Consider the following 13,229-nt stretch of genomic DNA (forward strand, 5'->3'; position numbering starts at 1 on the left):
GTCACCCTCCCATTATCCATCACGGCCGTCACCATAGTGCACAATGACAGACATGCCTCTCTCTTCCCGCACCTTCGCGCCCCGCCTTGCTGCCGCTGTACTCTCCTCTACGGCTCTTCTCGCATCACTCTCCTCCTGCTCGTCGAGCCCCGAAAGCGAGGAGACTGCGCCAAGTACGCATGCCATCTCCCAGGATGCTTCCACTAGCGCGTCTAAGGCCGAACACCTAGGGGTAACTGTCCTCGACACCGTCCCGCTTCTCCCCCACACCTTTACCCAAGGTTTGGAAGTAGACCCTGATGGCAACCTACTCATCGGCACCGGCCTCTACGGCAAATCCGCGCTTCTGCGTGTGCGGCCGGGATCGCTCAACCCGTTGGAAGAGATTGCGCTGAACAACTCCTATTTCGGCGAGGGCATTACCCAAACCGATGCCGGTATTTGGCAGCTGACATGGAAATCGGGCACGGCCATACTGCGCGATTCCACCACGTTTGCTGAGCTCAACCACGCCGATTACGAGGGCGAAGGATGGGGCCTGTGCAACGCCGGTTCCGAACTCATCATGTCCGATGGTTCCGCCGAGTTGCGCCACCTCGACCCTGAGACCTTTGAGGAACGTGGCTCCCGCACCACGGTTACCTTGGAAGGTTTTCCTGTGGACAACCTCAATGAGCTCGAATGCGTTGACGGGCAGGTCTATGCCAATGTGTGGATGAGAGAGGACATCCTGCGCATTAATCCTGAGTCCGGCGAGGTCACCGCAGTAATCGACACCGCTAACCTCAACCACCGCCCCTATGACGACCCCAATGCTGTGCTCAACGGTATTGCCCATATCCCAGGTACTGACGAGTTTTGGATCACCGGCAAGCTCTGGGATGACTTGTATCGGGTGCGCTTCGAGTAGGATTCTCAGCCATGGCAACCGTGAAGCAAGCAAGGAAGAAGTCACTGCTGCAGTTTCTGGCGCTCATTATCGCCGTGGCGGTGATCGTCGTGGCAGTAGTGCTATTCCAGAAATGGTGGAATGACCGCCCTGGCCCCGAGCCGCAGGATGTCACCATCACGGCCTCGGTGGGTGATGAGACCGTGGAGGTTTCGCCGTACAGCATCTGCGAGCCCGGTACCGAATGCCAAGAAGGCGAGGTTCCAAACCTCACGGTAGGCCCCGATGACACCCTCAAGCTGGAAATCCCCGAGGCTATTTCCAACCATGAGTGGTCCGTGCTCTCGATTTACGATGACCCAGCCGCCAATGACAGCACCTCTCACGGCGCCAACGAGACCACGTCGCTGAAGATCCCCGGCTCCGTGGACCCCATTGAGGCCTCCACGGGTGAGCGTCCCCAGCTGATGGTGGTGGAGATTTCCACCCTCATGATTGGCCACGATGCCAACGGCGAGGAAACCCCGATGCACACCGTGTGGTCCCTCTCCACGATGACCGAGGAGAAACTCAAGGAATCCAAGGCCACCGGTGATGCAGAGACCCCCGCAGAAGCTCCTACAGACAAGTAGCCGCGCTGCAGCGCGCGCTGCCCCCCCCCCTACGCGCCTCCACGATCGAAAAGTGCCCTAACCGCCAAAAGTAGGCCTGATCATTCAGAAATCAGCCAGACTTTCGTCAGTTAGGGCACTTTTCAGTTACGGGCCTAAGACTTTGAGCCCCTAGCTATCCAAGTCCTTCGCAATAGCACGCAGAATCTCCGCCACCTGGCGGCCCGTCTTACGCTCTGGGTAGCGGCCCTGACTTAAGACCGGCTGGACCTGGGTCTCGAGCAACGTCATGACGTCGGAAAGCATGCTCGACAGCTCCTCCGGCTTGCGGGCCGGGGTGCGGCGGCGCGGTGCGTCGAGCACCTTGACGCGCAGGGCCTGCGGGCCGCGGCGACCAGCGGCGAAGTCGAACTCGATGCGCTGGCCTTGGAATAGCTCATCAACGCCCTTTGGCAGCACGTTGCGGCCCACGTAGACGTCTTCATCGCCGGGGTTGCTCACAAAGCCGAACCCCTTGTCGGCGTCATACCACTTCACTTTGCCGATAGGCATGGTTCTTCACTCACTTTCTTTCCGTCTCTCCTCTGTAGAAGTTTAGGCGCTGCTGGGGGCACGTAGCCCATGAGCGTTCAACTTCCGGGGTAAGGAGGCGCGGCGAAGCTCGGTTGAGGTTTGTCAGGCCGCGCGCGGGAACTATCCGGTGGAACTAATAAAGAGATTCATTCTAACCCCTGGCACCCCTCCGAAGAAACCTAAGATGTGTATCGGCCCAACTGCCACACCCGTTACAGGTGTGACATACCTAACATTAAGCATGCGAGCTGGGGAAACAGGCTTATATCACGGCTCTTGTTACCGTTTTGAGTCATTTAACGTGACTGATTCGTTATAAACCGCTACTGTTTCCCTCAGGCACTTCGGCCGCCGGCCGTGGAAGTCTCGCCCCAGACACAGTCCGGGCTTCCACACAGCGGCCAACGATGATGTGCATGAAAATGAACATCTTTCACATAAACATTTGCCGGACTGGGCATCATCTGGGCGCGAGAAAGCAAGAGACAACCTAGAGAAGGAATACTTTAATGGGACGCCACTCCGCTAAGAACAAGTCCATCGCTACCAAGTTCGCCGCTTCCACCGTTGCAGTGGGCGCCGCCGCAGCCATCATGGCTCCGAACGCTGCCGCTGCCCCGGATTCTGACTGGGACCGCCTCGCGCAGTGCGAGTCCGGCGGCAACTGGGCCATCAACACCGGCAACGGCTACCACGGCGGCCTGCAGTTCAACGCTCAGACCTGGCAGGCATACGGCGGCGGCGAGTTCGCTCCGACCGCTAACCTGGCTACCCGCGAGCAGCAGATCGCTGTTGCTGAGCGCACCCTGGCACAGCAGGGCTGGGGCGCATGGCCGGCATGCTCCGCAAGCCTGGGCCTGAACTCCGCTCCGACCCCGCGCAACGTCAGCGCTGCTCCGGCCCCGGCCGCAACCCCGGCTCCGGAGAAGGAAGAGACCGCGCCGAAGGCTCCGGCCGACGCACCGGAGGTCGTGAAGGAAGCTGCCGAGGAGCAGCCGACCGACGAGCTGGCCGTTGACGCCCTCTACACCTTGGTTGAGGACACCGCTACCCAGTACGGCCTGACCATCCCGGCATCCTTCACCGAGCAGTACAAGGCTAACCGCCACGACTACGATGCGTTCTACTCCGCAAACCGCCACGTCATCGACCCGCTGGCACAGTTCCTGAGCATCATCGCCGCCGCCCAGGAGTCCTAAAAGGAACCGCTGCTCAGCAGTCCTAGAAACTGAGCGCTACAAGCAATAGACCGGCTGGACAATCCAGCCGGTCTTTCTGTTTCTTCCCCCCTCAGCTCATCCTTTGGGGAAATATTCTGAAAACGAGGCATAGCCCCACCGAGGAGAACATTCTCGGAGGGGCTTACTAGGCCGCGTAAAGCGCGGCCACATCATATGCCGGGGTGCGTAGCACCCGCGCGCCCGCTTAGCGGTTAATGCGGGTGTACGGGTGAACGTAGTTCAGCTTCTCTGCCGGCATCGGCAGAATCAGATCGTCACCGAACGGGCTGGATGCGCCAGCAAACGGTGCGGAGATCTCAGTAATGGCGTGCTCGCGGGGGCTGTTCTTAGGCCAAGCCGGGGAAATGTGGCCCTTGTTCTCGTTCGACATGCCTCTCATTATTCCAAACCCCGCGGCAAAATGTAACTCAACGGGGCAACGAGTGCCCCACCCCTCCCCCATAAAGAAATGACTCTCGTTGCAACGCCTTCATCGCCCCCCCGAAACCGAGCCCCGACCGTGACACCGTAAGCGCTGAACTGCTTGATCGCTCGAATCAGCCTCCAGCCGCACGACATTGAGATGGATATTCTACGCCTTGGAACTCATGCGTTGTCGAACAAGCTGGCAGAGCAGTGCGAGCACGGCCACAGCCGAGGCGGAACCACACAGAACGGTCGGCGCCACATGCGCAGCGACTAACAGTGAACCGATGGTCGCCCCCAGTGCCGAGCCCAGGTAGTTGGCCGAAGCATTCGCAGCCACAGCCGTAGCACCATCGGTAGGATTCGCCTGAAGCAGCACATGCTGCTGAGGCGCGAGAGACGCCCAACCACACAACCCCCAAATGAACAAACTAACCACCAGTATTCCTGGAATCTCACTTTGGGTCATACCGGCAAGTGCACATGCAAGGGCAGCGAGGATGACAGCACTCAAGCGAAGAGGGTCACACCTGTCCACGAGCCTCCCGATTCCTAACGCCCCGACCGCCCCACCGAGACCCCACGTCCAAATCGCCATGTTCTGGTGCGATGCGAGACTTCCCGCGGAAAGTACGACAGCCAGGTAGGTGTAGAGCCCCAGAGAAGCGACGCCTGTCAGTAGAGTCACGGTGACTGTTAGTAGATTTTTTGGACGCGCTATGGACCGCAGCCGTTCAGCGGGGGCTGAGGCTGGAATTGCTGGCAATTCCCCGCCACGCAGCGCGATGCCTGCCAGCGCTGCACCACCGATGACCGCGATCAACAACATCGCGGCGCGCCAGCCGCATTGCTGCGCCAGCGCCAAACCGACAGGGACTCCGAACACGGTGCCGACCGCCAATCCGGCAAGCACCAGCGCCACCGCGCGCCCTCGACGTTCCTGTCCCGCGAGTTCGGCGGCGACTGCGGACGACAGCGGCGAGTAAACACCTGCTGCTGCGCCAGCCACCACACGAGCGACCAGAAAGAACCCCACAGTCGGCGAAAGCGCCGTAGCCAAGTTCGCCACAGTAAATACCAGCAAGGAAGCGAGAAGGCTGCTCCGTGACTTCTGCCCAGCTCGTCCTGCCAGTAAGGGCCCCACGATCGCGTAGGAGCCCGTGAAAGCCGCAACACCCAGTCCGACCGTGGCTTCCTTAGCATCAAGAGATTCTGCGATGAAAGGCAGGAGACCTGCTACAACGTATGCATCCAGGCCGAGCGCTACGCTACCTAGCACGAATGGCCATAGCCGATGCATCATGGCTTATCCACCCCGCAATCTGCGTTGGCGATCGCCGTTGCAAGCACTCCCGGAAATAGCTGGTCCAGGTCTTCTCGCCGCAACCGGATCAAACACGCGCGACCCGCACTCCGAGTCCACGTCACCCCTGCCTCCCGCAACATGCGTGTGTGATACGTCAGCGTCGACCGGGGCAGATCGTCCGCCAGCTCCAGACTGTCATGTTCCTCCCCGTCTGCCAGCCGTCGGATCATTTCCAGCCGCGTCGGGTCACTCAAGGCGGCAAACACCCCAACCAAAGTGATTTCGTCGGTACTCGGATGGCGGTAAACACGAGGTGACATCAAGCCTCCAGAGATTGTGCAGTAATTCTTGCACAATAACCGTACAAGAATTACTGCACAATCACAATGGCCTGCTAGCACCTCAAACAATGCCCACATCGGTGCAGTGGTCTCCGGAGCCTCAGGCCGGTCCCGTCTTGCCGTTCATCGAAGCACTAAGCTTGGGGTCCATCATGACCTCTCCTAAAAGCCGTGCCCGCATCACCGACAGCTACCGCGAGTGGCTCAGCCAGCTGCCCGAGGAGGACCTGCGGGCGCTGTTGGCGCGCCGCAGCGATGTCGTGGCACCGACGCCGGAGAATTTCGATACATTGGCCACCCATCTAACGCTGCCCATGTACGTGGTGGATGCGCTGTCCGCGAGCAACGCAGAACAGCTCGCGGCCTTGGAGGACATTGCACAACGCGGCGGCGAGGTGGGCATGGTGGAGGACACCAATCCGGCTATCACACAGCAGCTCAAAGAGCTCGGGCTGGTCTTCGGCAATGCCCCGCAGGTACGCATCGTCACCGCAGTGATGGGCTCACTTCCCACCGGCTGGTCGCTGCTCAACCAAGAAAGCTTCGAAGCAGAGGACATTGAAGCACTCACCAAGGACGAGCGCCGCGTCCTCGATGCCTTAGCCTCAGGCGATGGTGTGGGATACACCACTGACACTGAGCCGGATATCAACTCTGATGACCCCGCCAAGCGGCTTTTAGCCAAGGGCTTTCTTGAGCGCATCAATGCGCACTCAATGCGCCTTCCGCGCGCGCTTGCCCGTGCACTGGCAGGAGACGCCACCCCGCCTATTCCCACGACACCCTCCGGCCGCGCGGGCACGCCGGAGTCGGATCCCAAGGCGGATGAGGCCGGGGCAGCCGCGGGCCTGGAGGTCGTGCGCAGTATGGAGCAGCTCATCGAGATTCTCGGAGCACATCCGGTGTCCCTCCTCAAGGACTCCTCCGTAGGCGTGCGCTCGCTTACCCAGCTGGCGAAGGAGCTGGACCTAGATAAAGAGGACGTCGCGCAGCTTATCGGCTTGGGTTATCACGCGCGGCTGCTCTACCGCGGCGAGCCTGACGGCCTCGAGGGTCATTTTCTGGCGCCCACCACCGGCTCCCAAGATTGGCTCGAGGCTGACCTTGGGGAGAAATGGCGCATTCTGTTGGAAGCCTGGCGCGATTCACCTTGGGCGAGCTGGGAAGGCACCCGCGCGCTGGAGGAGGATACCCACGTGCGCCGCCTCCGCCATTTCCGAAAATTCGTCCTCGACGTCTATGCGCACTCCGGTGTCGCACTCACCGAGGAGGAATTCTGGGAAGACCTGCGTTTCCGCTCCCCGCTTTTTGCCAGCCATACCCGTAACCGCACCATTGAGAAGCTGCGCGCCGAGGCCGAATGGATTGGTGCGGTCGCTCTGGGCAAGGCTACGCAGGTGCTTATCGACGCCTCCACCGCCGCCCACCTCGTCCCCGATACTGTCTCCGAGTTCATCATCCAGCAAGACCTCACCGTCCTCGTGCCGGGGCCGCTAGAACCCGCCGCGCACCGCACGCTGGCCTCGTTGGCGGACCTCGAATCGCCAGGTCTGGCCAGCGTGTACCGCATCAGTGAATCCACCATTCGCCGCGGCATGGACCATGGGCTTACCGCGGAGGAAATGACGGACTTCCTTAAGAAACATTCGCCTACGGGCGTGCCACAGGCGCTTCAGTTCGCCATCGGGGACGTCGCCAAGCGCCACGGCACACTCCGCAGCGGACCTGCACTGTCCTACCTACGTAGCGAGGACCCGGCGCTGCTCGAGCTCGCCGTTGCCTCAGTTCCGGGGCTGCGCCTGCTCGCGCCCACCGTGGCGGTCTCACAGCTGCGCGTCGGCGAGCTGCTAGAGAAGCTCCGCGACAAGGGCCTTTCTCCCTCCCCAGAGGATGAATCCGGTGCCTCGCTCACTGCTGCCCCGGAACCCTACCTTCTGCCCACGCCGCGCAAGAAGGCACGCGCACATGAACCGTTCTCGGTGGACCAGGCAGTGCAGACGTTGAAAAAGTCCGCGCAAAGCCCTGCCCCGAAGGACGAGGAAGAACCGGACCCGCTCACGCTGGCCCGTGCGGCCGCGCGCTTCCACGCTGATATCGTGATTTCCTATGCCGATAAGAGCGGCAGCATCCGTACCGTCACGGTGAAGCCGCTGTCCGTCGAAGGCGGCTACATCGATGCCCTTGGCGCCGAGGGCAAGCCCGTGCGATTCCCAGTGCACCGCATTTCCACCGTCCGCTTCGCCAGCGACGAGTAAACCGACCAGAAAGGACTCGTTCCCACACCATGTCCGGACCGCTCATTGTTCAGTCGGATAAGACAGTCCTGCTGGAAGTCGATCACCCGCAGGCCAACCAGGCCCGCGCGGCACTCGCACCTTTTGCCGAGCTCGAACGTGCACCAGAGCACATCCATACCTACCGGATTACCCCGCTGGCCTTGTGGAATGCGCGCGCGGCCGGCCACGATGCCGAGCAGGTAGTCGATGTGCTGGAGAACTACTCGCGTTTCCCCGTGCCGCAGGCGCTGCTTATCGACGTTGCCGAGACCATGTCGCGCTACGGCCGCGTCCGGCTGCTTGCCCACCCGGCCCACGGCCTCATCCTCGAATCAGACGAGCCCGCCATTCTGGAAGAGCTCACGCGCCATAAGAAAGTGGGCGAGCTTCTGGGCCAACGCATCGACGGAAACACCATCGCCGTACCGCCCTCCGCACGCGGGCGACTCAAACAAGAGCTGCTCAAAGCCAAGTGGCCGGCAGATGACCGCGCCGGCTACGTCGATGGCGAATCGCATCCCATCGCTCTGAGCACCGACGAGGTGGACTGGCAGCTTCGCGATTATCAGCAGTACGCTGCCGAGTCCTTCTGGGCTGGCGGCTCCGGCATCGTGGTCCTGCCGTGCGGTGCGGGCAAAACCATCGTGGGCGCAGCCGCCATGGCCAAGGCCCAGGCCACCACCCTCATCCTCGTCACCAACACCGTGGCTGGGCGCCAGTGGCGCGATGAGCTGCTACGCCGTACCAGTCTCACCCCGAATGAGATTGGTGAGTATTCCGGCGAAAAGAAGGAGATTAAGCCGATCACCATCGCCACCTACCAGGTGGTTACCCGCAAGACCAAAGGCGAATACCGAGCACTCGAGCTCTTCGATTCTCACGACTGGGGCCTCATTATCTACGACGAGGTCCACCTGCTCCCCGCCCCTGTCTTCCGCATGACGTCCGACCTCCAATCGCGTCGCCGCCTAGGTTTGACCGCTACCCTCGTGCGTGAGGACGGCCGCGAAGGTGATGTCTTTTCCCTCATCGGGCCCAAGCGCTATGACGCGCCGTGGAAAGAATTGGAATCCGCCGGCTATATCGCCACCGCAGACTGCGTTGAGGTGCGCGTGGATATGACGCAGGAAGAGCGTATGCTCTATGCCACAGCAGAGTCGCGGGATAGGTACAGAATTGCGGCGTCGGCAAGCGCAAAGCTCCACACCGTGGACACACTGCTGAAGAAACATGAAGGCCAACAGGCACTCATCATCGGCGCCTACGTGGATCAACTTGAGGAACTAGGCCAGCACTTGGACGCACCCGTCATCGATGGCAAGACCTCGACCGCCAAACGTGAGAAACTCTTCCAGCAGTTTCGCGAGGGCGAACTCACCACGCTCGTCGTCTCCAAAGTGGCGAACTTTTCCATCGACCTGCCGGAAGCCGCCCTCGCTATCCAGGTCTCCGGAACTTTCGGCTCCCGCCAGGAGGAGGCCCAACGCCTGGGCCGCCTGCTGCGGCCCAAAAAGGACGGCCAAGAAGCGACGTTTTACACGCTCGTGGCCCGCGAATCCCTTGATGCGGAGTACGCCATGCACCGCCAGCGCTTTTTGGCGGAACAAGGCTATGCCTACCGGCTGGTGGACGCAGTAGACTTGTGACCTAATGAAGATTTTCAAGTTTGATGTCCACGAGGACTTTGCCAAGCAGAACAACGAGCTCCTGCGTGATTCTTCACGCCTGCGCAATTCCGGTCTCATCATGGGGCTGCTGCTCATCATTGGCGGCATTGCGCTCTATTTCGGGATCGACGCCACCTGGCGCATCACCGTAGGCCTAGGCATGGTGCTCTTTGGTATTTTCTGCGCCGTCATTGGGGTGCTGGCCTCCCGCCAGGTAGGCTCGGCGCAAAAGCTCTACGACTCCTACCCTCTCGCCCCCGCGGTGGTAGCGGAGGTTAATGAGCGCGATATGGTGCTTCTGGCCCTGGTAAACACCAACGTGGACCCCAAACTCCCACCACGCTGGGGCGCTTGCCTGCGCACCGTTAGCAACATTCCCGGCATTAAGCGCACGGTCGGCACGAAGGTTCCGGTTGCGGCCGTCTCAGGCCAGCGCAGCTCCAGCGACAAGGAACACTGGCAGCAGATTACTCCGATGCCCATTGCGTGGGGTACCCCGGACGCTGAGACCGTTACCGTGGCACGCAAGGCCATCCCTGAAGATCAGTGGCAACGTCTCGAACGCGCCCGCAAGCGGCTTTCCGATATCAAGGCCACGAAATACGATCTCTTGGTGCTCTAAATGACTGTTCACAGGCTTGAGGAATTCGGGGAGACTATCTTTGCCACCATGACCGCGCTCGCCGTGGAAAATGACGCGGTGAATCTAGGCCAGGGTTTCCCCGATAGCGATGGCCCACAACGCATGCTGGCGATTGCCCAGGAGAACATCGCCGGCGGCAACAACCAATACGCTCCCTTGCGCGGTGTACCGGAGCTAGTCAGCGCCATTGCCGAAACCTACTCCGTCCCGCAGGATCACGTCGTGGTCACCGCGGGTGCTACCGAAGCCATCACCGCTACGGTGCTGGGCCTCGTGGAGCCGGGCCAAGAGGTCATCGTCCTTGAGCCCTACTACGACGCGTACATCGCCGCCGTCGCGCTTGCCGACGCCACCCGCATCCCCGTCCCCCTCAAAGCCTCCGGTAACAGCTGGGACATCGACGTTGCTGCGGTACGTGGGGCCATCACGGACAAGACCGCCATGGTCATCATCAATACCCCACACAACCCGACCGGCTCAGTCTTCTCCCACGCAGCACTCACCGAGCTCGCCGAGCTCTGCGTGGAAAAAGACCTGCTTGTGCTTGCTGACGAAGTCTACGAGAACCTCACGTTCGGCAACGCCGAGCACGTCAGCATCGCCTCTCTGCCGGGAATGAGCCAGCGCACCGTAACGGTGTCTTCTGCCGCCAAGTCCTTCAACTGCACTGGCTGGAAGACCGGCTGGGCCATTGCGGAGCCCGCGCTTCTCGACGGCGTCATCAAAGCCAAGCAATTCACCACTTTCGTCTCCACCACGCCATTCCAGCCCGCCGTGGCTCATGCCCTGCGCTATGAACAGGAATGGCTCGACGGCATGGTGGATGAGCTTGCTGAATGCCGTGCCATCCTGGTGGAGGGCCTCAAGCAGCTAGGTTTCCACGTGCATGACACCGGCGGCACCTACTACGTGGTTGCCGATATCTCCTCTACCGGCATGACCGGCGTGGACTTCTGCATGCAGCTGCCTGTAACCAAGGGTGTTGCCGCCATCCCGCTGGCCGCCTTCGCGGACAACCCGGAACCGTGGCAGCACAAGGTGCGCTTCGCCTTCTGCAAGCGCCCCGAGGTCATCCGCGAGGCAGTACAGCGGCTCACGAACGATGCGCCCAGTGCATAAGCGCTGCACCACTTTCATCATTCCTTCAGAGGCTTGGCCAATGAATCTACCCGCATCGCATGGGGGCAGCTTTAGCGCAGCAGTGATTACTCCCGCTTACTCCTAAGCCAATCTGGACTCTAAGGATCCGCGAAAGGAAAGCGAGATGGGTATAACCCGATTCCTGTTCACGTTGGCGGCTCGTCTTTGTATTTGTCCAGGCGTGGAAGTGCAGACCTGCTGCTGGCGGTGTGCTGGGGTTTTCGGGTGGGTTTTGGGCCCGCGGCGTGCTGTCAAGGGGTGAATGCGCCACTTCGACTGGGAGGTAGTTGTGACGCGTTGGACTCCGAAGGATGTTAAGGCTGCTGCTATTGAGCGAGTGGCTGCAGGCGAGGCAGTTAGCCTGGTCGCGCGTGATGTGGGTGTGGGCCCCGAATCGGTTTGCGGTGGGTTGAGGGTAAGAGGTGTCGAGCCTCCTGGCAGGCGTGCGAGTCGTCTGCGTGATCCGTTTGTCCGTGAGGCTGTTGGGTTGGTGCGTGCAGGTATGTCGATCAATCAAGCAGCACAAACTGTTGGATTATCGACTGGCGTGCTTCACAGTAGGTTAAAGAAAGCTGGTGTAATTGAAGTGCGGCCTAGACGCGCACGCTTGTCACCTGATGAACGTGCCCAGGCCGTGGAGCGAGTGCTTGCTGGTGAGAGCTGTCAGACAGTAGCAAGCGAGGTCATACTCGATGTACTACTTGTAGTTAGCAAGCGTTTTGCAGCACCGGACAGTCCCGTTAATAACAGCGACTCCTACTTCGCTGGCCAGATATATTAACCGGACACGTTTATTGAACTTGGAGGTTGACCTTAACGCTGCGTCAGGGTTTATTCTTAGGGACATGACAATCTCGATGATCGACAGCGCCACGGGAATGCGCACGATGTTGGATAGCCCTCCGGGACAGTGGCAGGAGGCCGCTCGTAAATTATGGGAGCCCATGGCTGGCATGTATTTCTTCATTCCAGATGGTCTCGATATGGCTGCCGTACACAGTCAGAACTTCGGATTCGGTCCGGATGCCTCACGTCAGCAAATAGATGATGCGCTCTACAAATTGGAGGAGGCCAACGCTTGGGCTCGAGTTGAGCAAGCTCTCGCTAAAGGGGTTCAACACTTGGCGACTGCTAACCCAGGACTCATGATTCCTGACCTCACTGTGCTTCTAGTGTTAGGTGATCCTTCCAACGATCACTTTATGGATGAAGTTCGAGGTCTGTCGGCCTTCGGTGGGATCAGTGGCTACATTGCCATCACCATCTGGCCGACTGCGGAAGTTCTCAATCGGCTAGAAGCGATTGCCCTACACGAGTTGCACCACAACGTCCGCTATTCGGCTGACGGCGTCGTATGGGACCCGCAGACAGTGACCGTCGGTGAGCACGTCGTGGCCGAAGGACTAGCCGACCTATTCGCTGCCCAGTTCTACGGTAAGCGTGGATATACGCACTTCGTCACCGACCAAACCAGATCGAGCGACGATGTACTAAGACGGATCGTCAAGGGCTTGGATGTGACCGGCATGCAGGACTTCGCTGCATGGGTGCTTGGAGATTCGAGCGCCCGCCTAATGGGATCGAAACCGGTCGGGCTACCCACCGGAGCTGGTTACGCCGCAGGGGCTCGTATCGCCCAAGCCTACATCGATAAGACAGGTCGGACGGCCGCCGAGTGTGTCACCACGCCCGCCGCTGAAATCTTAAACGTTGCCTTGCCACAGCTAGGCCTGACGCAACACGACAGCTAGCTGAATGGGGAGTCTCCTGACCTCCACCAAAAAGTTAGAAGCAACAACTGAGCCTGACTCCGATTGCTTCGCCCGTTGAATTAACAGTAAGGGGAAACTAGCGACTGCTTGCAGCTTCGGATTCGGAACGGAATTCCTTGACCCTGGGTGTGTCGGCTTTCAGGTCTGCACTTTTACTGCGGCGGGGGTTGATGAAGTGGCCGCCGGTGCGGGTGCGGTGTGCGGGTGGAAAACCAAAAAAAGGGGCAGACCGTTGAAACTGGTGGTGTTTCAACGGGATGCCCTTTGTTGTTGTATTGAGTTGTGTATTTGTTGTTTGGTGTCGGCGGTTTCTTACTCTCCCACAACCTCCCGGTTGCAGTACCATCAGCGCGGGCAGGCTTAGC

At 60.2% G+C, this 13,229-nt stretch carries 13 protein-coding genes; 8 read left to right on the plus strand and 5 right to left on the minus strand.

From position 1 onward, the window contains the following. Window positions 1-52: 52 nt before the first annotated feature. Window positions 53-910, plus strand: a complete 858-nt coding sequence (locus QP922_RS12260; protein WP_502869617.1) for a glutaminyl-peptide cyclotransferase — start codon at window positions 53-55, stop codon at window positions 908-910. Between the two features lie 11 nt (window positions 911-921). Next, on the plus strand, window positions 922-1,521 hold the full coding sequence (locus tag QP922_RS12265; RefSeq protein WP_284809803.1) for a DUF2771 domain-containing protein: 600 nt from the start codon (window positions 922-924) through the stop codon (window positions 1,519-1,521). Window positions 1,522-1,671: 150 nt separating this feature from the next. Here the strand turns inward: QP922_RS12265 and QP922_RS12270 are convergent, their stop codons facing one another. Further along, complete coding sequence (locus QP922_RS12270) at window positions 1,672-2,052, minus strand: cold-shock protein (protein ID WP_039674441.1); 381 nt, start codon at window positions 2,050-2,052, stop codon at window positions 1,672-1,674. 530 nt (window positions 2,053-2,582) lie between these two features. Here QP922_RS12270 and QP922_RS12275 point away from each other — a divergent pair. After that, window positions 2,583-3,272, plus strand: coding sequence for a resuscitation-promoting factor Rpf1 domain-containing protein (locus QP922_RS12275; RefSeq protein ID WP_284809806.1), 690 nt, complete (start codon window positions 2,583-2,585; stop codon window positions 3,270-3,272). A 226-nt stretch (window positions 3,273-3,498) separates the two neighbouring features. Here QP922_RS12275 and QP922_RS12280 read toward each other — a convergent pair whose 3' ends face one another. The 3 genes from QP922_RS12280 to QP922_RS12290 form a co-directional block, all read right to left on the minus strand. Further along, window positions 3,499-3,684 carry a hypothetical protein gene (locus QP922_RS12280; RefSeq protein ID WP_042529958.1) on the minus strand — a complete coding sequence of 62 codons (186 nt, stop codon included), beginning with the start codon at window positions 3,682-3,684 and terminating at the stop codon, window positions 3,499-3,501. 201 nt (window positions 3,685-3,885) lie between these two features. After that, complete coding sequence (locus QP922_RS12285; RefSeq protein WP_284809808.1) at window positions 3,886-4,998, minus strand: MFS transporter; 1,113 nt, start codon at window positions 4,996-4,998, stop codon at window positions 3,886-3,888. 20 nt (window positions 4,999-5,018) lie between these two features. Further along, entirely contained in the window at window positions 5,019-5,444 is a 426-nt protein-coding gene (locus tag QP922_RS12290; RefSeq protein ID WP_350309360.1) for an ArsR/SmtB family transcription factor, read from the minus strand. A gap of 74 nt (window positions 5,445-5,518) precedes the next feature. On the opposite strand from QP922_RS12290, the gene QP922_RS12295 reads away from it, so the two are divergent. The 5 genes from QP922_RS12295 (at window position 5,519) to QP922_RS12315 (ending at window position 12,843) form a co-directional block, all read left to right on the plus strand. After that, window positions 5,519-7,621, plus strand: a complete 2,103-nt coding sequence (locus tag QP922_RS12295) for a helicase-associated domain-containing protein (protein ID WP_284809809.1) — start codon at window positions 5,519-5,521, stop codon at window positions 7,619-7,621. 29 nt (window positions 7,622-7,650) lie between these two features. Beyond that, a complete protein-coding gene (locus QP922_RS12300; RefSeq protein WP_284809810.1) occupies window positions 7,651-9,288 on the plus strand; it encodes a DNA repair helicase XPB in 1,638 nt (545 codons plus the stop codon). 4 nt (window positions 9,289-9,292) lie between these two features. Next, window positions 9,293-9,931, plus strand: coding sequence for a DUF3239 domain-containing protein (locus tag QP922_RS12305; protein WP_284809811.1), 639 nt, complete (start codon window positions 9,293-9,295; stop codon window positions 9,929-9,931). Next, the gene (locus tag QP922_RS12310; protein ID WP_284809813.1) at window positions 9,932-11,071 is read left to right on the plus strand and encodes an aminotransferase class I/II-fold pyridoxal phosphate-dependent enzyme; all 1,140 of its coding nucleotides are present in this window, start codon (window positions 9,932-9,934) and stop codon (window positions 11,069-11,071) included. A gap of 866 nt (window positions 11,072-11,937) precedes the next feature. After that, the gene (locus QP922_RS12315) at window positions 11,938-12,843 is read left to right on the plus strand and encodes a DUF2268 domain-containing putative Zn-dependent protease (RefSeq protein WP_284809815.1); all 906 of its coding nucleotides are present in this window, start codon (window positions 11,938-11,940) and stop codon (window positions 12,841-12,843) included. Window positions 12,844-12,940: 97 nt separating this feature from the next. On the opposite strand, the gene QP922_RS12320 is transcribed toward QP922_RS12315, so the two are convergent. After that, a partial coding sequence (locus QP922_RS12320; RefSeq protein ID WP_284809817.1) for a hypothetical protein occupies window positions 12,941-13,229 on the minus strand: 289 nt, incomplete at its 5' end.

Source organism: Corynebacterium sp. MSK218 (assembly GCF_030232655.1).
GTDB lineage: Bacteria > Actinomycetota > Actinomycetes > Mycobacteriales > Mycobacteriaceae > Corynebacterium.